This is a genomic window from Acinetobacter lwoffii (genome assembly GCF_024129595.1).
Taxonomy (GTDB): domain Bacteria; phylum Pseudomonadota; class Gammaproteobacteria; order Pseudomonadales; family Moraxellaceae; genus Acinetobacter; species Acinetobacter lwoffii_O.
Map to the genome: position 1 here is coordinate 1 of NZ_JAMXXS010000042.1, position 19,436 is coordinate 19,436.

The following is a 19,436-nucleotide window of genomic DNA, read 5'->3' on the forward strand; positions in this document are numbered from 1 at the left end:
AGTGTGGGGTTACCCATGTGAGAGTAAGTCATCGCCAGCTCATTATTCGAAAGTCCCCCTCCGCATTAGCAGAGGGGGATTTTTTTATGCGTGGAATTTTAGATAAGATATTTAACATATCTATATCTCAAAGTTGATCAGATTCTTCTGAGACAGAGAATTCCTGTTAATTTGTTTGACCTATTGGGATCTCTGTAAAACTAGCGCTATAAGAGTTTACAAGCTGATCTTATAAACCTTACAAAATAAAAAACCAGCGAATCGCTGGTTTTTTATTGCAGACTATTTTAGCCAAACACGCGCATTACGGCTGCGATTAATACCCAAAGAATGACAATCGCCACGATGGGTTCAACAATTTTTGCCCATGTTGGGGTATTGATAACAATGACTTCTTCGACATCTTGATGCTGTTGATTCTGGCTTACCATTTGATTAAACTCCTTCATTGATGCTTCCAATGATAGCTCTTCTTGCACAATTGGTTTAGAGCCTTTGAGTTCTGTTAGCTTGTTTGTTGTCCAAACCCAATCATCTGCTTGACCAGATAAATGTTCAATTTGCCCGGTCAGTAATTCCTGGATGCTATGGATATTATGATTGCCGGTATCATGCAGTTGTTTTAATTCGATAAGTTGTAAATGAAAAATTTCTGAAGTACTGTGCTCAAGCTGAGCTCGATCCAAGGTAGATTGATTTTCCGGACTGGTAGCGAGATGACGCACGATTTCCAGGATATATAATTCATCAGGATGATTGATTTCATTATAAATTTTTTGTGGGTTATGACGCCATTCAGTAATAAGTTTTCCTAAAGTTAAGGCATTGATTTCTGATATATATTTTCGTCTTTCTTCTTTTGTATATTCTTTTAGAAGCTCAGGCTTTTGAGTCTCTATCTGTTCAACAAAATATTGTACTAAATCAAAAGCCATTCACTTGCTCCATTATTTTTAATCTAATAGTCTTAAAGTCGGTTTTTTCTTTGGTTGTTCAGTTTGTTCTTCAGTGCTTGATTTTAAAGCATCTTCATCATTTTGTGTATGCTCATATTCACCTGGATCAAAGAATAAACCTTGACCATTTTCACGTGCATAAATACCGAGTACTGCTGCCATAGGCACATAAATATCACGAGAAACGCCACCAAAGCGAGCCGAGAAGCTAATGGCATCATTGCTCATATGCAGCGCATGCACGGCATGTGGCACAATATTCAGAACAATCTGTCCATCTTTAATAAACTGCTCAGGAACCATGGTATTTGGGCGTGTGGCATCCACCAGCAGGTAAGGCGTCATATTGTTATCGCAAACCCACTCATAGATTGCACGTGCCATATAGGGACGGGTAGGGCTAAGGCTGAATTCTTGTTCGGACATGATGTTTCTCTACGGATGCTTGAGTTGCGCTGAATAACGGTTCTTTTCCTGCAATGTCATGGATTTTACAAAGGCAGGACGACTGAAAATTCGTTGGCAATATAAATAAAACAGACGGCATTGCTGCTGTGGTAATTCTACACCCATCTGTTTCAGACGGATAAAAATTGGTGCCAGCATACAATCCAGGATACTAAATTGTTCAGACATAAAATAGGGAAAATGCTGGAAGAGTGGCATCAGTGAAATCAGGATATCCTGTAACTGCTTTTGTGCCTGAGTTCTGGCTTTCTTATCTAGAGTATCAGGATGGCGTAACATGATATCAGCCAGCTTTAACCAGTCATTTTCAAAGCGCCAGATGTATTGTCGTTGCTCTGCGCGGGGCATTGGAGCATCGGCATACAGTTTATTCTGACGATAACGATCATCTACATATTCTGAGATAATCGAAGTATTAAATAATTTAAGTTCATTTTCGATCAGCATCGGCAATTGATTATAAGGATTGAGACTGGCGAGATCCTCATCATCGGCATCCACCAAAATCAGGTTATATTTAATCTGTTTTTCGGTAAGCACATAGCGAATCCAATGGGAACGAAAGTCATCGGCATGACTATAGAGAGTGATTCCTTGAAGAGGCGCGCTTTCGACTGACATAAATCCTGATGAGCTTCTAATGAATAGACTAGGATACTAAAATTCAACCTAAAAAGCACCAAGCATCAAGGATCAATCGGCTTGAGCCGAGGTAGATTATAAGAAAAACAACTGGAGGAAAATAAGATGCTGATCAAGCTTCCTGTCATTTTGCTGTTTATCTGTATTGGGATCGCAAATTATTATTTGATGAAGTCATTCTGGTGTCACGAAGGGGTATGGGGTAAGGATGTACATGAACAATAACAAGAAAAAAGTTCTAAATGACCCACTAACCGCCATAAAAAAACCCTGGAAAATCCAGGGTTTTTTGTCCGATTCGGTAAACGAATTAACGTTTAGAGAACTGAGGACGTTTACGAGCTTTACGTAAACCAAGTTTCTTACGTTCAACTTCACGAGCATCACGAGTAACGAAACCAGCTTGACGAAGAGCAGGTTTTAAAGTTTCGTCAGAAGCGATCAATGCACGAGTAATACCGTGACGGATAGCGCCTGCTTGACCACCAATACCACCACCAGCAACAGTGATGTAAAGGTCATATTTGTCAGTAGCTTCAAGAAGCTCAAGTGGTTGGTTAACAACCATACGAGCAGTTTCACGACCGAAATACTGTTCAAGAGTACGGTTGTTAATTACGAGTTTACCAGTACCAGCTGATAGGAAAACACGTGCAGTTGCGGTCTTACGGCGACCTGTACCATAATTAGTAGCCATGTGCTGTTATCCCTTAGATGTCCAAAACTTGTGGCTGTTGAGCAGCGTGTGGATGCTCAGTACCTGCATACACTTTCATTTTCTTGATCATTGCATAACCAAGAGGACCTTTAGGTAACATACCTTTAACAGCTTTTTCTAGAACTGCTTCTGGTTTGTGAGCGATTAACTTTTCAAAGTTAGTCTCACGGATACCACCAGGGAAACCAGTGTGGCGATAGTATTTCTTATCTTGTGACTTTTTACCAGTCACAGTGATTTCTTCAGCATTGATAACAACGATGTAGTCGCCAGTGTCAACGTGAGGAGTATAAGAAGTTTTATGCTTACCGCGTAAACGACGAGCGATTTCAGTCGCAAGGCGACCTAAAGTTTTGCCAGAAGCATCAACAACGTACCAGTCGTGTTGAACTTCAGCTGGCTTAGCGCTGAGAGTTTTCATTAAACCACTACCTATTATAGTTGGTTTGGACTATGGAATCTGTCCAAACTAAAGGAGACGCGATTCTAAACGAATACGTGAAGAATCACAAATGAAAATTAAAATTTCAAGCGCTGTATTTTATCTAATCTCCCTGGTGAAAGAAAGACCTAAGCCTTTATATGCTACAAAAACTGCAACTATATTTGTAACCATAGTTTCAATGGTATCAAAATATTGATTTATAAGTACTCTTTGCAATGATTACTACAGCGTAGGCGTGATCGGGTTATAATATTTCTCAGCTTTGCCAAATTGAGAAGATGATGCTGCCTTTATATGTCACCAGTGGGGAACCTGCCGGAATTGGTCCTGATATTTGCCTGAGTCTTGCAGATCGTGTTGATGAGCGCCCAATTGTGGTATTGGCGGATATTCATATGCTCGAGCAACGTGCTCAGGTACTCAAATTATCGGTTGAGCTGATTGAATATCAAGGACAGGAGTCATCTTCAGGCATCGGTCAGCTATTTGTAGAGCATGTTCCCGTGCAGCAAGACGTCGTATTGGGTGAGCTGAATCCGAACAATGCGGCTTATGTACTGGAGCAACTGCGTCGATCCGCAGACTATGCCATGTCAGGAAAAAGTGTCGGCGTCGCGACTGCGCCTGTACAAAAGTCCGTGATAAATGAAGCGGGCATTTCTTTTAGTGGTCATACCGAGTATTACCAGGAATTTGCTGGTGTTCCACGTGTAGTCATGATGCTGGCCACCAAAACTTTACGCGTGGCCTTGGCCACTACCCATCTTCCGCTTCGTGCCGTGGCAGATGCGATTACGCCTGAACGCTTGCATCAGGTGATTGATATTCTGATTCACGACCTGAAATCCAAATTCAAGATTGAACAGCCGAATATACTGGTTTGCGGTTTAAATCCGCATGCCGGGGAGGGCGGTTATTTGGGGATGGAAGAAATTGAAGTGATCAATCCGGTACTCGAAAGCTATCGTGCTCAAGGTATCAACATGAGTTTAAGCCTACCTGCTGATACTTTATTTACTCCAGAAAACCTAAAAGATGCTGATGCTGTTCTGGCGATGTATCACGATCAAGGTTTACCTGTGTTAAAATCACAGGGCTTTGGTGAAGCCATTAATATTACCCTCGGCTTACCGTTTATTCGAACTTCTGTTGATCATGGCACAGCACTCTCCCTTGCGGGGACGGGACTTGCGAAAAGTTCCAGCCTGCACGTTGCTGTCGATTTAGCCCTCGATCTGGCGCGCCACTGATTATTGTTCATCACTCACGTTGGAAATGTTTTTATGTATCAAATTAATGCCTTAAACCCAAAAGATGAAGGGCATCAGGCTCGAAAAAGATTTGGTCAAAACTTTTTACATGACCAGCGTGTCATTGCCAAAATTGTACGCTCAGTCAATCCGCGTCCAGGTCAGAACATTCTAGAAATTGGCCCGGGTCTGGCCGCTTTGACTTCACCTTTAATTGGTGAATGTGATGCCTTAACCGTACTTGAGCTGGATCGTGATCTGGCTGCTGGCCTGCCGGGTCGTGTGCCGCATCCTGAACGTTTAACCATTATTGAAGCCGATGCATTGAGATACGATTATTCTCAGTTGTTCCAGGAAGATCGTCCATTACGTGTGGTCGGTAACTTGCCCTATAATATTTCAACGCCACTGTTATTCCATCTCTTGGAATTTGGTGACAAAGTGCAAGACATGCATTTCATGCTGCAAAAAGAAGTGGTAGACCGCATTACCGCATCACCCAATACCAAAGAATATGGCCGTCTGTCGGTGATGATTCAATATTTCTGTAAACCGACTTTCTTGTTCGAAGTGCCACCTGGATCTTTTAATCCGCCTCCAAAAGTAACTTCTGCGGTATTCCGTTTAGAGCCTTATAAAGTTAAACCGATTGTGGCGAAGAATGAAAAAGCGCTGGCACGTCTGGTATCTCATGTCTTTACCCAGCGTCGTAAAACCTTGCGTAACAGCTTGAAGGGTATGTTGGTCGAAGAGGGTTTTGAAAAAGCGGGTGTTGACCCGATGGCGCGTCCAGAAACCCTGACCCTTGAACAGTTTGTTGCACTTTCAGATCAAATGGTGGCTTAAATTACGATGAACCGTACTGCTCGATATAATTATGTGATTGGTGATGTTCAAGGCTGTTTTGAGGCTTTGAAAGCTTTACTCAAAGAAATCCAGTTTGATGCAGAACGAGATTTTATCTGGTTTGCTGGAGATTTAGTTGCACGTGGTGAAAACTCAATTGCAGCATTGCGGTTTATCAAAAAGCTGGCTGAGCAAGGTGCGGCTGCGGCGGTCTTGGGAAATCATGATTTGACTTTGCTGGCTTATGCCCGCGGCATCAAACCGGTGAAAGAAAAAGACAATGTTCGTGATGTGATTGATGCGATCGACAGTGATGACTTGATTGACTGGCTGCGCAAACAGCCAATGTGTCTATTTCCAAATGAGCAGACCATTTTGACGCATGCTGGGATTCCGAATATCTGGAGTGCAGAAAAAACTGCTCAATTGGCACAAGAAGTCGAAGCGATCATTGCTCATGATGACTTCGAGGTGCTGGATGATTTTCTGAAAGAAATGTTCGGGAAAGAACCCGCACTTTGGTCGGATCAGCTACAAGGCCATGAACGTATTCGCTGTATCGTGAACTACCTCACCCGAATGCGTTTAACTGACGCTGAGGGACGTCTGGAATACAGCTTTAAAGATGCGCTGGATGATCCGATGCCGCAAGGCTTTAAACCTTGGTTTGAGTTTGAATCACAGGCCGCACAAACTCATCAGATCCTGTTTGGTCACTGGGCCGCCTTGAACGGTAAAACCATTTCGAACAAGATTCAGAATGTAGATGGCGGTTGTGTCTGGGGTAATCAACTCATGGCATTCCGCCTAGAAGATCAGCAGATGTTTGCAGTGGATAATCCGGTGATGTAAGTAAAGCTATTAAAAAAGCCACGTGATTACGTGGCTTTTTTAGTTTTAAAATTTAGTCTGCTCGAATCCAGGTCTGGTTACGGCCTAGAACTGAAACGCCTATGCTGGCACGTAAGGTTAAACGTTTACCGGTATTGTTTAAACGCATTTTTGCATCATAAATTTTACCTGCCAATGGATCGATAATACGACCTTTATCATAGTTCTTGGTGCCTTCAACCAGTTTTAGGCCTTTTAAAATGGTCATGCCTAAAATAGGCTGATTGGTATAAGGTGCAGGGCAGTTATTGCATTTTTCACGTGGATTATAGTCTGGGCGAGGCGTGATTTTTACAATTTTGCCTGAATAGGTATTATTTGCTTCTTTGCTAATGACGATAATCGCTTTAGCCGCCCCCGTTTTATCATCAATTTGTTGCCAGGTCCCGGTAATATCGTCTGCCCAAAGATTGGTCATACATCCTGCTGTAAGCGCGGCAAGTAATATTTTTTTAAACATAGAGAGTCATTCCAAAGAATTTTTATCATCGCCCGCTCATGTTAGAAATCTTACTAAAATAGTCAACACTTATCTGAATACTATAGAGTTGATACACTGAAAAAAGCTGCCAATTTGGCAGCTTTTTTGAATAATGAGAATTAGGTATTAATCTTGGCGAATCCAGGTCTGGCTACGGCCTAAAGCGGACACACCCACATAACCACGCAAGGTTAAACGTTTACCATTGGCATTTAGACGTACTCGAGCATCATAAACTTTACCTGCCAATGGATCAATCACTTTACCTTTTTCATAATTATTGGTGCCTTCCACATGTTTTAAGCCAGTCAATACATCCATACCCAGGATCGGTTGATTGGTATAAGGCGCGGGACATTTATTGCAGGTCTTTTGTGGGGTATAGCCTGGACGTGGAGTCACTTTGATGATTTTTCCGGCAAAAGTCCCATTATCATTTTGACGAATTTCAATAATCGCTTTTGGTGAGCCGGTTTTATCATCAATTTGCTGCCAGATGCCAGTCAGATCCTGTGCATAAGCAGTTCCAGTCATCAGTGCAGCGATGAACATTAATCCTAATTTAGTTTGTTTCATTATATTTATCCCTTTTTTATAGATGAATAAAATATCCCCAACACAAAAGTGCTGTTTTTATTAATCCTGGCGAATCCAGGTTTGTGTGCGACCAATCGCAGAGATCCCGATATATCCCCGTAAAGTCAGTCGTTTCCCATTGGCAGAAATCCGCCCTTTTAAATCATAAATTTTGCCAGTGAGTGGATCGAGTACCCGGCCATGTGCATAGTTATTTTTGTTGGTGGGTTTCAGTCCTTTAATGACGTCTAACCCCAAAATCGGTTTATCGGTATAAGGTGGTGGACATTTGACACATTTTTCCCGTGGTGTATAACCTGGGCGAGGTGTGACTTTAGTAATCGTTCCGGTATACGAGCCATCAGCCTGCGTTTTCATTTCAATCAATGCTTTAGGTGAGCCGGTTTTATCATCAATCTGTTGCCAGAGACCAGATAATTCCTGCGCAAAGGCCAGAGAGCTAGTGAATAAAGAAGCTGAAAAAACAGTTAAAAGTGCGATTTTATACATGCGATATCCTTATCCTTATTTTTTTATAAACATTCACCTAATTCCATGTGGTGAATGCTGATGCAAACTACGTTAATACACTTTCATAATCTATATTGCATGAAAAAAGCATATGTTTAATATTCATACAACCTAATGCATTAAAATGCAAGTTTCTATCTACTAAAGCATAACTCCATCACATTTTTTTAATTAAGCAGGAATTAATCCTGCTTAATCCAGGTTTGACTACGGCCAAGCGCTGAAACGCCGATATAGCCACGTAGGATCAGACGTTTCCCATTGGCACTTAATTTTGCCTTGGTGTTATAAAGATTCCCTGATAATGGATCAAGCAGCTTGCCTTGAGCAAAACTGTTATTGCCGACGTGCTTTAAGCCAGTGAGTACATCCAGACCAAGAATAGGTTTATTGGTATAAGGTGCGGGACAGGACACACAATTTTCTTTCGGAGTATATCCAGGACGCGGGGTGATTTTTGTGATCTTGGCAGCATAGACGCCGGAAGCCGTCTCACGAATTTCCAGGAATGCTTTAGGCGAACCGGTTTTGTCGTCAATACTTCGCCATGTTCCTGAAATATCGGAAGCCAAGGCCAGATGGCTGAAAGAGGCTAAAAGTAAAGTTGAAAAAAATTGAACTTTATTCATATATCTGTTCCTAGGTTGGATTAGAGTTCTTACTCTATAGTAAGAACGATTACCACATAAAACAAATGATTAATTTGATTCACTAGTCACATTTTTTGCAAATAAAGTATAAAAGTTGGCAACCAGATCGCGGTGAAGACCGCATTTACCGCCATGCCAAAAGCAGCATAACGACCTGCAACACTGCCGCGCTGCCAGGCCTGAGCTGTACCAATAGCATGTGCAGCCAGTCCTAAAGCCAATCCGGAGGCACGTTCATCATTGATATGTCTCAGAATAAATGGAGAAAAAGCTGCACCAATCACACCAGAAAGAATCACGATCAGAATGACCATGCTGATGGGTGCATCCAGCAGGGTGGCAATATTAATCGCAATTGGAGTAGTCACGGCACGGGTAGCAAACGCCATAATGTCTGCAGAGGACATATGCAGCAGATAAGCCAGTCCCATCGGTAAGGCGACAGCACTGATACTGGCAAAAACCAAAATGCCGATAATGGCTTTGAGCGGCAAGTCATCGTAGCGCATCGCGGCCAGAGGGATAGCCAAGGCGACGGTCACATAGCCGAGTAAATGGTTGAAGAGAGGATTAACTTCATCCATGTAATTTTCATAGGGAATGCCCAGCACAAATAAAATCGCCAGTACAAAGAACATGCTGAACACGATGACGGGAATTTGCGGTATGAACCGGTTACAGGGTTTGGCAATCAGATAGGCGCTGAGCGTGACCGCAAAGCCATATAAAATAGATAACATGCGGTACTCCTATAACCAGCGCTTGGCCATTTTGGCGTAAATCCATAAAGGAATCAGGGTGCTGAAAAACATGATGAACAAAAATGCCGGAATTTTCTGGCCCATATGTACCAGCATCATCAGTGCACCTGCACTGACAGGCAGGAAAGCAAAGGCGCTTTCCTTCATCAGTTTGTTATTGGTATCCACGAGGCGAGCGGGGAGTTTGCCAAAGTAGCGCCAGGTAAACAGCGCAATTAAAAGACTCAATAACCCGACCAGATTGCCTAATTCAGGATGATTCAGTTGGGTCATTAACCAGACCGAAGCTTCCCGAAAGACAATAATAAGTAACAGGGTGCCGATCCATGCTGGCCAATCTATTCGTTTTATCCAGTTCATTGCTATGATCATTAATATTAATAAGTTTACTTATCAAGTTTTACTCGATCTTTGACTGGATTTCAAACGCTTCCAGTGGACGCTGAAATTGCTGCGCCTGTTTGCCTAGAATTTCATCTAAAGGTAAATGCGCCTGTTTAATCAACTGTTCCAGTTTTTGTGGGGCAATTCGAATATGCAGATGTAGCTGACCTTCATCATCATAATGTTCAGACTGGATCACATTCAAACTATAGAGCTGGTTACGCAGCTTGCCATAAGCGGGTTTCAGGATTAAATCGAAGGACTGTAGTTGCCCCATCAAGGACTCATGTACCGCTTTACGCAGCAGGTCGATACCTTCGCCACTATGTGCCGAGACATAGACCCGTTCCGGTTCGCCCGGGCGTCGATAAATAATTTTGGCTTCTTCACCGCTACAGTCAATTTTATTGTAAACCTGCAGAATGGGAACATCGGCTCCAATTTCTTTCAGCACTTTTTCTACAGCTTCAATCTGCTCCAGCATTTCTGGGCTGCTTGAATCAATGACATGCAGTAACAGCGTGGCTTCTACGGTTTCCTCCAAAGTTGCTTTAAAGGATTCCACCAGAGAATGTGAAAGATTACGGACAAAACCGACCGTATCGGCCAGCACCAGATTGCCGATCCCATCCCATTCCAGACGCCGTAAAGTAGGGTCCAAGGTTGCAAACAGCTGATCGGCTGCATAGACATCGCTGTTGGCGAGTAAATTAAAGAGGGTCGACTTGCCGGCATTGGTATAGCCGACTAAAGATACTGTTGGAACAGCTGCTTTTTGACGGGCAACACGGCCTTGCATCCGGGTCTGGCGGACTTTATCAATGCGTGCCTTGAGTTGTCCCATACGGATACGCAGCAAACGGCGGTCTGTTTCAAGCAGGGTTTCACCCGGGCCACGTAAACCGATCCCGCCTTTCTGGCTGTCGAGATTGCCACGACTACGAATTAAACGTGAAGATAAATGTTGTAACTGTGCCAGTTCGACTTGCAGCTTACCTTCATAGGTACGGGCACGCTGGGCAAAAATATCCAGAATCAGTTCAGTACGATCGACCACGCGGCATTTGATCACCTGTTCCAGATTTCGGGCTTGGGCTGGGGTTAGGGCATGGTCAAAAATGACCAGATTGGCCTCCAGCTCTTCAACACGTTCAGCGATTTCTTCTGCCTTGCCGGAGCCGATAAAAAATTTGGCATCGGGTTTCACCCGCTGAGCATAAATATGTTCCAGAATTTCAGCATCTGCAGACTGAGCCAGCAAACGAAACTCTTCAGCATCAAGGTCATCCAGCATTTGTACGCTGACACTCACCAGAATGACGCGCTCTTTCCCTCGATGTTGTTGTAAATATTCCACTCAGGCCAATCTCCACTTGAAAACTTTAGTGTAGTTGAAAAAGGGCTGTGCAGATACTGAATTAGCGCCGCTTTGGTTTAAAGTGCACTGATAAACAGTTGTGCAAGTGTTACCAGTACCACGGCATAGATGAAGGTGCCGCCCAAAATATATTTGAGCACTTGTAAAGGCGGAGGTGTGTCGTTCGCGGGCTGGGTTTGATCTGGCATGGCTACGATCCTTTTCAATCTAATATTTCGATAGTTTTATTTTGAATGATTTTTTAATCCAATTAAAATTGAAGATATAGATGCTATTGGTCGATTTTTATTATCAATGCAAGTTGCGAATGAACAGTATAGAATGAGTTTAATTCGTGGATATTCCCTGTATCTCGCTTAGGATTTAATGACGTTTTTATGAACTCAACTGTACAAAACCAGACTCCAGATATCGAAGGCTTGGCCAAGTTTTTTCTGTATAGCCGGAAAATTACCGCCTCATTGGCCACCATCAGTGAGGGGTTCTATTTGGTTTTTCGTCATGGCTTATATAAAAATCCGAATAACCCGACCAATACTCGCTATGTGCAACATTTTTGCCGCCAGTTATGCAAAGTATTCAATATCGAAGTGCGGGTACATGGCGAGATTCCGCGTGAACCCGCCTTATGGGTCAGTAACCATGTGTCCTGGCTCGATATTGCAGTTCTGGGTTCAGGGGCACGCGTATTTTTTCTGGCGAAAGCAGAAATTGAGAACTGGCCAATTCTAGGCAAATTGGCCAAGGGTGGTGGCACCTTATTTATTAAACGTGGTTCAGGAGATTCCGTCAGGATTCGTGAACAAATTACCGGTTTCCTGAAACAGAATATTCCGGTGCTGTTCTTTCCTGAAGCGACGACTTCTGATGGGCGAGCCATCAAAAAAGTGCACGGCCGGATTTTAGGCGCCGCGATTGAAGCGCAGCGTCCTGTACAAATCTGTCTGATTTGTTATGTGAATCAGCAGGGTGAACTGGATATGGTTGCGCCGTTTGTCAATGACATCAGTTTTGCTGCCCATGTCAAAAAAGTACTGGAAATGCCGCAAGTCATTGCACATTTAGTGGCTTTACCTGCAATTGCCACGGAAGGGCATACGGTTGAAAGCCTGACCCGTGTGGTCCAGGAAAAAATGCAGACTGGCCTAGTTGAACTTCAGTCACGGGTATTAAAAAAGCCTCAATAAGAGGCTTTTTTATGGTTTTTGTTCAAAGAATCAAACTTACATAAAGCCTTCAATAGGCAGCCACGACACCAGTTTAAGTCCAGCTTTCTGATACCATTTCATTTTTGGTTCTTTGGTAAACGTTTGAACGTCACCATTGGCTTTCTTGATTTTCCAGTTAATGTTCTGATTCGCATCCAGCACCAGTTTATACGCATATTTGCTTAAATTTTTGTCCATGGTGTCGTGTACTGCACGTGCCAAAGACGGACTGTTCAGCAACACGCCAATTTCAGTATTCAAATAGGCTGAACGCGGATCAAAGTTAAAAGAACCAATAAACACCTGTTTTTGATCCAGTGCCATCAGTTTGGCATGCAGGCTGGAACGGCTCAGTCCTTTCAGGCTGACTTTAGCTTTTTTCGAAATTTCCTCAGTATTGGCATTTAGGTGATTAGCTTCTGGCGCTGCCAAGAACTCATACAGCTGCACCCCATTTTCCAATAGATCCTGACGATATTTGGCATAAAAGGCATGCACCACGGCAACGTCGTTGGCCTTAAAAGAGTTGGTCAGGACGCGAACCTTGATATTCTCATTCGCCAGTTTCTTTAAACGGTCTGCACCAATTTTTTCCGGGACAAAATAGGCAGAGACAATATCGACACTTTGTTCAGGTTTTTCCAGGCGCTGTAATAACTGGAAATTCAGGTGTTCTTCGGTTTTGGCCTTGGCTTTGATTTTGCTCGGTGGATCTTTGACCACTTCAGCTTCCACCCAATCCAGCTGAATGTTTTGTTCCAGCCATTGGTCAAAGGCTCTGGAACGATTGGCCAGATCCAGATAATTTTGAGTCGCTGGATCCTGACTATGGGTTTCTAGCTGTTCTTTTAAACTTGGAAAACGTAAGCCATGATGCCGTGGATTCACAACCTCTTGCACCGGATAGGCATAATCATCATTCCAGTATTCATCGAAGGAATGAATGATTTCATCCGATGCCGCACCGACCAGCATCACATCGACATCAGAGAACTGATAGCTTTCACTGACATTATAATACTGGTTGCTCATATTGCGGCCGCCAATCAAGGCAATCTGGTTATCGGCAATAAAACTTTTATTGTGCATGCGGCGGTTAATGCGCTTTAAATCCAGCACCATGTCCATGGCGCGGTATTTACGAAAGCGATAGGGATTATACAGTTTGACATCGATATTCTGATGCTGGTTTAAGGCCAGATAAATCCCTTCCATTTTCTTGGCATTATTGTCATCCATCAACAGGCGCACTTTTACGCCACGATTCGCTGCCTGAATAATCGCATGCAGGGCGAGGGCACCGATTCGGTCATTATCCCAAATGTAATATTGCAGATCCAGACTGCGTTCCGCTTTATTAATCAGCTGAATCCGCGCAGCCAGTGCTTCAAGCGGATCATACAGCACGCGATAACCGGTCAACCCGATGTTCTGATCACGTAAAGGTTCAACAATTTGTGCCAGGCTGGTTCGCGATGTATCCGTTTCAAATGCCATCTGGCTTGGCTGTTCGGTTTGCTTGGGTAAGGTGCTACACGCAGGCAGACCCAGTACCAGGCTACAGCTCAGTAAAATGCCGGCTTTATAGCGATGAGTGCGTATAAAACTTGAGGATTGAAGATGAACTTGATCGCGGGGAGCAGTGGCCATATAAGTCGAAGAATGAAAAATTAGAATTGAGTATAATTGCCAGCTATGAAAAGATAAATATAAAGCCAGTAATCTGCTGCTCGACTGAATAAGGCCAATTTATGTGGGATTCGAATTCCGTACTGTTTTATTTTTATCTAGGAATGGCGATTTTAGCCATCTGGGCTGTGGCTCAGGCATGGTCGAGCCAATCACGTACCGAAACCATTCATCCCTTTAAAGCTTTTGGTCATTTGCTGGCGTTTTATCTTGCCTATTTATTAATCCCTTTGGTTTTCTTCAGTATTTATGCTGGATGGACGGGGTATTATTCGCTGCATGAAGCTATTTTTGTATTTTTGCTGAGTGGGGTTTTGACTTATGCACGCTTTATCGAGCCACATTTAATTCAAGTGAAAACGACACAATATCAGATCAATGCAGATAAACGTTTAAAGCAGCCAGTAAAAATCGCCCTGATTGCAGATTTGCATATCGGTCTGTTTTCGGGTCATGAGCGTCAGTTGCGACAAATTGTACACAAATTAAATCATATTCAACCTGATTTGGTGGTGGTTGCTGGCGACTGGACTTACGAGCCAGAAAATAAACTGGCACAGGAATTGGCAGTTTTAAAAGAGATTCACGCTCCGGTCTATTCAGTCAATGGTAACCATGACGAGCAATATCCTGGCCCCCCGATTCAGGAATTGTTGTATTATGCATTGCAAGTCAATCAGGTCATGGATATCGAAGGTAAAATTGTCGAATTTGATGAGTTTCGCCTTTTGGGCGTGGGTGATCTCTGGGCTGGAAAAGCCGATATGCGCAGTTTGCCAGACTTGCCTCAGGACAAGCCTTGGGTCATTCTTTCGCATAACCCGGATACGGTCGATATGATTCCCAAACTGCCGATGCGCCCTCTGATGCTGTCTGGACATACTCATGGCGGACAGGTGGAGCTGCCTTGGTTAACTAATTACGTCATGAAAAAGGTTTCAATTTTGGGACATAAAAAGGGCATGTACCGCCATGAACATGCAGATGTGTTCGTTACTGTCGGTACCGGCTTAGTCGGCGTGCCTTTCCGTTTCCGGGTGCCGCCTACCATTGATATTATTGAACTAATCTAAATTCAGTCGGCATTCTGTACTGCGTTAACTGATAATCCAGACCAGAATCAATAACACCACCGCGACGGCTGCCATCATCCAGATTTTCTTTTCGATTTTTCGGGTTGGCACATTTTCACGTAATTGTTGCGCAGTGATTTCAGCTTCTGCGGATGTGCTCAAACTAGGATGGGTGGGGATTTCCAGTGGCGGTGTCACCAGGTCGATATCACCAGCATCATCACTAAAGCGTGGACCGGTACTTTCATGCTTCATGACCACATCATGTTCCCGCACAATTTCATCAATCACTTGCAGCGCCTGAGCTTCATCCAAGGGTGTATTCTCGGTGATATAGCGAACAGCTTCTAATTTTTTATCATCTTCTAGCAAAATAATGATATTGACCAACTGCTCCTGCGATAGGTATTCGATAAGATCCTGCATGGCCTTGCCTCATTTTTTGAATTGAGTTCATTTGATTGTTGAGCAAATTTAACGAGATAAGTAGCCGAGTTTTGTTGTGAAATCATAAAAAAGCCAGCATCGAGTGCTGGCTTTTAAATCAATCTAAAACCTTAGATCTGATTATTTACATCATCATTCTTGGTTTCACGAATCAGCAAAAACGCGACAAGCGACAGGATAGATGCTGCGGTCAGGTAATAACCGACTGCAGACAAACCATAGGCCGTTGCCAGCTTGGTTGCGATTAGCGGTGCAAATGATGCGCCGAAGATACCAGCCAAGTTAAAGGTTAATGCGGAACCGGTATAGCGTACTGAAGTCGGGAAAATTTCAGATAATACAGTACCGATTGGCCCATAAGTTAAGCCCATGATCGCCAGACCAATACACAAGAACAGGAACACCACCAAAGTGCTGCCAGATTCAAGCATATCTGCAAAGAAGATACCGAAGATCGCAGAAATGACACATACCGCAATCGAAGTAGTCTTACGGCCAAATTTCTCAGCCAATACTGCTGAAAGCGGGATAAAGGCAGCAAAACACAGGGTCGCAACTAACTGCAATTGCAGGAATTCTTCACGAGAATAACCGAGTTGTTTGGTTCCCCATTGCAATGCAAATACCGTAGTGAGGTAGAACACAACGAATGTACAGATTGCAGCAATCGTACCTAGAACCAGCATACGAGAATGCTTTTTGAATACCTGAACAAAAGGAACATTCACTTCTTTTTGTTTATCCAGCACTTTCTGGAAAGCAGGTGTTTCATGCAATTTTAGACGGATCCATAAACCGACAATTACCAATAAGGCACTTGAGATAAACGGAATACGCCAGCCCCAAGCCATAAAGTCAGCTTCAGACATGAAAGCGCCAAGGGTCAGGAAAGAACCTGTTGCCAGAATAAAGCCGATTGGAGCACCGAGTTGCGGGAACATGCCATACCAGGCACGCTTGCCTTCAGGAGCATTTTCGGTGGCAAGCAGTACTGCACCTGACCATTCACCACCCAGACCCAAGCCCTGACCTAAACGGCACAGTGCAAGTAACAGTGGTGCAGCAATTCCGATTTGCGCATAAGTTGGCAGTAGGCCAATCGCAACGGTTGAAATCCCCATAGTTAGCAAAGCTGCAACCAAGGTGGCTTTTCGTCCGATCCGGTCACCTAAATGACCAAATAATGCTGCACCAATCGGACGGGCAATAAATGCAATGGCAAAAGTCGCAAGAGACTGAATGGTTGCGGTCATTGGATCTGTACTAGTAGGGAAGAACAGATACGGAAAAATAATGACAGCAGCGGTGGCATAAATATAAAAATCGAAGAATTCGATTGTGGTGCCTACCAAGCTTGCTGTTAAAACGCGAAATTTTGAATTTTGTGCTGGCTGAGCAGCAGAATTAGACGACGCCATGGAAAACCTTACACTTACTAAAAATAAAAAAACTTAGTTTTAAAAGCGTAATCTTTTTAAAAAAGGCGTAATTTTTTAAAAAAACAACTGCAATCTTCTCGCTTCAACTCGCTCAGGGTCACTGAAATGAAAAAGGAGATGATTAAATCACGTAAAGATAGATAGACAGAAAATGTGATCCTGCGCCTATCAATACAAATATGTGCCAGATAGCGTGGGTATATCTTACTCTTTTTAAAGCGTAAAACAATGCACCCACGGTATAAGCGAGTCCACCAATGATGAGAAAGGTTAAAGATTGAGCACTTAAATATTGCTGCATATCATCAATCACCAGCAGCGCCAGCCAGCCCATGGCCAGATAAGCCGCCAAAGAAAGTTTCTGGAAACGATGAATGAAAACGAACTTGAAAAGTGTACCAAGAAGGGCAATCACCCACAGCGCAATCAATAAATACTGGGCTTTGGTGGTCGGAATGGCAATCGACAGGAAAGGGGTATAAGTTCCGGCGATTAAATAATAAATCGCAGTATGATCGATTTTTTTATAAAAATAACGGCGGTCTGCTGCAGTGGCCATGTGATAGAGCATAGAAGCAGAAAACAGCAGAATCATGCTCAGCGCATAAACCCAAAGACCAATCCATTGTCCAGTACTTAGGTAAGACCCTTTAATAATCAAAAGAATACCAGCAACAATGGACAGTCCAGCACCTACACCATGACTAATATAGTTAATTCGTTCCTCATTTTGATCATAATCTGGAACCAGTGGAGCATTCTGCATGATTGTCATTCTTCTTCAAATATACACTTGTATAGTAATTTAATTTTGCTTTTAGGTTAAGAAGATTTAAACTTGATGCGCAATTCATTTCAGGTTTTATCTATGTCAACGTTGGCAACTCTCTCAGATCAGGAACAGCAATTCTTGGACACCTTTCAGCAAGCTGTTGAAAGGGATCAATTTGATCGCCTGATCTTAAGCCAGTATAAAGGTGAACTGCAGGATTTAGAGAAAATGACCTGGCGAGTCATTACATTAAATGAACAGCGCGTATTGAGCTGTCTGTATCGTTACAAGACCCAGGATGTCACCAAAAATTATCCTTTAGAGGAGGCACTATCGCAGGTGACTACATTGTTAGCATGTTGCAAGCAAGCCAATCTGATGACCGTCGATGAAGAATTACAGCTGAAAAAAAACAAGAAAAAAGCCATGTTGACACGCAGTAAACATAAAGCAGCGATGAATCAGGTGAAGCCTGCTGAACAAGGTCATGACCGGATTAAACAACGTTTTGTCGATCAGGACAGTATCTTTCTCCAGCATCTCGGTATTACCGATCAAAAAGCGCAAATCATTCCGAGCATGGCGCGTAAATGGAAGCAGATTAATAAGTTTGTGGAAATTTTCTCAGGTGCATTGGCACAGATTAAGCCACAGGCTGAAGGCCTGCGTGTGGTGGATTTTGGTTCGGGTAAAGGCTATCTGACCTGTGCTTTATATGACTATATGCAAAAACATGGTCAAACGCCGTATGTCACCGGGGTAGAGCTTAATCCAAAAATGGTCGAGTTCTGCCAGAATGTCGCGCAGCAATCCGGTTTTGATCAGTTGGACTTTTTCCAGGGGGATGTGCGTACTTATGCGCCAGAAAGGCTGGATGTGATGATTGCCTTGCATGCCTGTGATGTAGCAACAGATTTTGCGATTCATAGTGGCATTCGCTTGAATGCGCAGATGATCATGTGTGCGCCGTGTTGTCATAAGGAATTGCGTCCGCAGTTGCAGGCGCCAAAGGTATTGAGTCCGATGTTACAGTTTGGTATTCATGCCGGACAGCAGGCAGAAATGCTGACCGATACCATTCGTGCTTTACTGCTCAAAGCTTATGGTTATGAAACCAAGGTTTTTGAATTTGTGGCGCTGGAACATACCAGTAAAAATAAAATGATTCTGGCGACAAAACGCAAAGACTATCAACAACCTGATCAGGCGGTTCTGGCACAAATTCAGGCATTAAAAGAGATGTATGGAATCCAGAAACATTCACTGGAATTGTTGCTCAATGATCAGTGGGATCAGCAGGGAATTGGTTCTAAATGCTAAATAATCCAGAACTGAAAATAGTGTCCGGCAGCTGGAAAGATTTGGCAGTGTATGCCAAAGCGATTCGTGAAGCCGTGTTTATTCAAGAACAGCATATTGCAGCTGAAGATGAATGGGATGCTGAGGATGCGGTTGCTGTACATTTCATTGTTTTTCAGCAGGATCAGGCGATTGCTACAGCACGATTATTGTCAAATCACAGTATCGGTCGGGTTGCAGTCCTAACCATAGCACGTGGTTTAGGTGTTGGTCAGCGCTTGATGCAGGCTGTAATTGACTATGCGCGTGCCGAGCAGCGTGAGTTGGTCAAGCTGTCTTCGCAAGTGCACGCCATTGGCTTCTATCAAGCGCTGGGATTCGAAGTTCAAGGTGAGGAATATCTGGATTGTGGTATTCCGCATATTGATATGTATTTAAAACTTTAGGGTCTGTTGACATTTACTGTTCATAATTAACCCTATAAAGGTAGCCATAAAAATATACAGGCTAAAGCAACAGAACTTTGATAATT

General features: G+C 43.3%; 24 protein-coding genes. 7 read left to right on the plus strand and 17 right to left on the minus strand.

What is annotated here, in order from left to right:
- Positions 1–287: 287 nt before the first annotated feature.
- From NI466_RS13900 to rplM, 5 genes are all read right to left on the minus strand, one after another.
- A complete protein-coding gene (locus NI466_RS13900; protein WP_004281678.1) occupies positions 288–935 on the minus strand; it encodes a hypothetical protein in 648 nt (215 codons plus the stop codon).
- A gap of 18 nt (positions 936–953) precedes the next feature.
- Positions 954–1,382 carry a ClpXP protease specificity-enhancing factor gene (locus NI466_RS13905; RefSeq protein WP_044111678.1) on the minus strand — a complete coding sequence of 143 codons (429 nt, stop codon included), beginning with the start codon at positions 1,380–1,382 and terminating at the stop codon, positions 954–956.
- Between the two features lie 9 nt (positions 1,383–1,391).
- On the minus strand, positions 1,392–2,045 hold the full coding sequence (locus tag NI466_RS13910) for a glutathione S-transferase N-terminal domain-containing protein (protein WP_213687635.1): 654 nt from the start codon (positions 2,043–2,045) through the stop codon (positions 1,392–1,394).
- Between the two features lie 331 nt (positions 2,046–2,376).
- The gene (gene rpsI, locus NI466_RS13915) at positions 2,377–2,763 is read right to left on the minus strand and encodes a 30S ribosomal protein S9 (protein ID WP_004281681.1); all 387 of its coding nucleotides are present in this window, start codon (positions 2,761–2,763) and stop codon (positions 2,377–2,379) included.
- Positions 2,764–2,776: 13 nt separating this feature from the next.
- Positions 2,777–3,205, minus strand: a complete 429-nt coding sequence (rplM, locus tag NI466_RS13920; RefSeq protein ID WP_004281682.1) for a 50S ribosomal protein L13 — start codon at positions 3,203–3,205, stop codon at positions 2,777–2,779.
- Between the two features lie 305 nt (positions 3,206–3,510).
- Between rplM and pdxA the strand changes: the two genes are divergently transcribed.
- Genes pdxA through NI466_RS13935 form a run of 3 tightly spaced genes read left to right on the plus strand, consistent with a single transcriptional unit; the run spans position 3,511 to position 6,177 of the window.
- Entirely contained in the window at positions 3,511–4,479 is a 969-nt protein-coding gene (gene pdxA, locus NI466_RS13925; protein WP_005106114.1) for a 4-hydroxythreonine-4-phosphate dehydrogenase PdxA, read from the plus strand.
- A 33-nt stretch (positions 4,480–4,512) separates the two neighbouring features.
- A complete protein-coding gene (rsmA, locus tag NI466_RS13930; RefSeq protein WP_004645966.1) occupies positions 4,513–5,325 on the plus strand; it encodes a 16S rRNA (adenine(1518)-N(6)/adenine(1519)-N(6))-dimethyltransferase RsmA in 813 nt (270 codons plus the stop codon).
- Positions 5,326–5,331: 6 nt separating this feature from the next.
- Complete coding sequence (locus tag NI466_RS13935; protein ID WP_253173871.1) at positions 5,332–6,177, plus strand: symmetrical bis(5'-nucleosyl)-tetraphosphatase; 846 nt, start codon at positions 5,332–5,334, stop codon at positions 6,175–6,177.
- 52 nt (positions 6,178–6,229) lie between these two features.
- On the opposite strand, the gene NI466_RS13940 is transcribed toward NI466_RS13935, so the two are convergent.
- The 8 genes from NI466_RS13940 to NI466_RS15945 all read right to left on the minus strand — a co-directional run bounded on the left by NI466_RS13940 (position 6,230) and on the right by NI466_RS15945 (position 11,165).
- Positions 6,230–6,676 carry a DUF2147 domain-containing protein gene (locus NI466_RS13940; RefSeq protein ID WP_004281686.1) on the minus strand — a complete coding sequence of 149 codons (447 nt, stop codon included), beginning with the start codon at positions 6,674–6,676 and terminating at the stop codon, positions 6,230–6,232.
- 147 nt (positions 6,677–6,823) lie between these two features.
- Positions 6,824–7,273 carry a DUF2147 domain-containing protein gene (locus NI466_RS13945; protein WP_005266048.1) on the minus strand — a complete coding sequence of 150 codons (450 nt, stop codon included), beginning with the start codon at positions 7,271–7,273 and terminating at the stop codon, positions 6,824–6,826.
- Between the two features lie 60 nt (positions 7,274–7,333).
- Complete coding sequence (locus NI466_RS13950; RefSeq protein WP_005252776.1) at positions 7,334–7,783, minus strand: DUF2147 domain-containing protein; 450 nt, start codon at positions 7,781–7,783, stop codon at positions 7,334–7,336.
- A 203-nt stretch (positions 7,784–7,986) separates the two neighbouring features.
- Positions 7,987–8,433: a DUF2147 domain-containing protein gene (locus NI466_RS13955; protein ID WP_168730866.1), complete on the minus strand. Its 447-nt coding sequence runs from the start codon at positions 8,431–8,433 to the stop codon at positions 7,987–7,989.
- Between the two features lie 86 nt (positions 8,434–8,519).
- A complete protein-coding gene (locus tag NI466_RS13960; protein ID WP_044111685.1) occupies positions 8,520–9,194 on the minus strand; it encodes an LrgB family protein in 675 nt (224 codons plus the stop codon).
- Between the two features lie 9 nt (positions 9,195–9,203).
- Positions 9,204–9,575: a hypothetical protein gene (locus tag NI466_RS13965; RefSeq protein ID WP_004281691.1), complete on the minus strand. Its 372-nt coding sequence runs from the start codon at positions 9,573–9,575 to the stop codon at positions 9,204–9,206.
- Positions 9,576–9,615: 40 nt separating this feature from the next.
- A complete protein-coding gene (gene hflX, locus NI466_RS13970) occupies positions 9,616–10,956 on the minus strand; it encodes a ribosome rescue GTPase HflX (protein WP_253144311.1) in 1,341 nt (446 codons plus the stop codon).
- Positions 10,957–11,033: 77 nt separating this feature from the next.
- Entirely contained in the window at positions 11,034–11,165 is a 132-nt protein-coding gene (locus tag NI466_RS15945) for a hypothetical protein (RefSeq protein WP_005104169.1), read from the minus strand.
- 189 nt (positions 11,166–11,354) lie between these two features.
- On the opposite strand from NI466_RS15945, the gene NI466_RS13975 reads away from it, so the two are divergent.
- Positions 11,355–12,164, plus strand: coding sequence for a lysophospholipid acyltransferase family protein (locus NI466_RS13975; protein WP_004645956.1), 810 nt, complete (start codon positions 11,355–11,357; stop codon positions 12,162–12,164).
- A gap of 36 nt (positions 12,165–12,200) precedes the next feature.
- Here the strand turns inward: NI466_RS13975 and NI466_RS13980 are convergent, their stop codons facing one another.
- Complete coding sequence (locus tag NI466_RS13980; protein WP_253173872.1) at positions 12,201–13,835, minus strand: phospholipase D family protein; 1,635 nt, start codon at positions 13,833–13,835, stop codon at positions 12,201–12,203.
- Positions 13,836–13,936: 101 nt separating this feature from the next.
- On the opposite strand from NI466_RS13980, the gene NI466_RS13985 reads away from it, so the two are divergent.
- A complete protein-coding gene (locus NI466_RS13985; protein WP_121979989.1) occupies positions 13,937–14,947 on the plus strand; it encodes a metallophosphoesterase in 1,011 nt (336 codons plus the stop codon).
- Between the two features lie 24 nt (positions 14,948–14,971).
- On the opposite strand, the gene NI466_RS13990 is transcribed toward NI466_RS13985, so the two are convergent.
- From NI466_RS13990 to trhA, 3 genes are all read right to left on the minus strand, one after another.
- Positions 14,972–15,373, minus strand: coding sequence for a hypothetical protein (locus NI466_RS13990; RefSeq protein ID WP_253173873.1), 402 nt, complete (start codon positions 15,371–15,373; stop codon positions 14,972–14,974).
- 131 nt (positions 15,374–15,504) lie between these two features.
- Positions 15,505–16,812, minus strand: coding sequence for an MFS transporter (locus NI466_RS13995; protein ID WP_004281697.1), 1,308 nt, complete (start codon positions 16,810–16,812; stop codon positions 15,505–15,507).
- A gap of 142 nt (positions 16,813–16,954) precedes the next feature.
- Positions 16,955–17,599 carry a PAQR family membrane homeostasis protein TrhA gene (gene trhA / locus NI466_RS14000; protein WP_039902582.1) on the minus strand — a complete coding sequence of 215 codons (645 nt, stop codon included), beginning with the start codon at positions 17,597–17,599 and terminating at the stop codon, positions 16,955–16,957.
- 102 nt (positions 17,600–17,701) lie between these two features.
- Between trhA and NI466_RS14005 the strand changes: the two genes are divergently transcribed.
- Together NI466_RS14005 and NI466_RS14010 are read left to right on the plus strand one after the other, a co-directional pair.
- The gene (locus tag NI466_RS14005) at positions 17,702–18,925 is read left to right on the plus strand and encodes a class I SAM-dependent methyltransferase (RefSeq protein WP_253173874.1); all 1,224 of its coding nucleotides are present in this window, start codon (positions 17,702–17,704) and stop codon (positions 18,923–18,925) included.
- Positions 18,919–19,350, plus strand: coding sequence for a GNAT family N-acetyltransferase (locus NI466_RS14010; protein WP_253173875.1), 432 nt, complete (start codon positions 18,919–18,921; stop codon positions 19,348–19,350). Before NI466_RS14005 ends, NI466_RS14010 begins: the two co-directional genes overlap by 7 nt.
- The last annotated feature ends 86 nt before the right edge of the window (positions 19,351–19,436 follow it).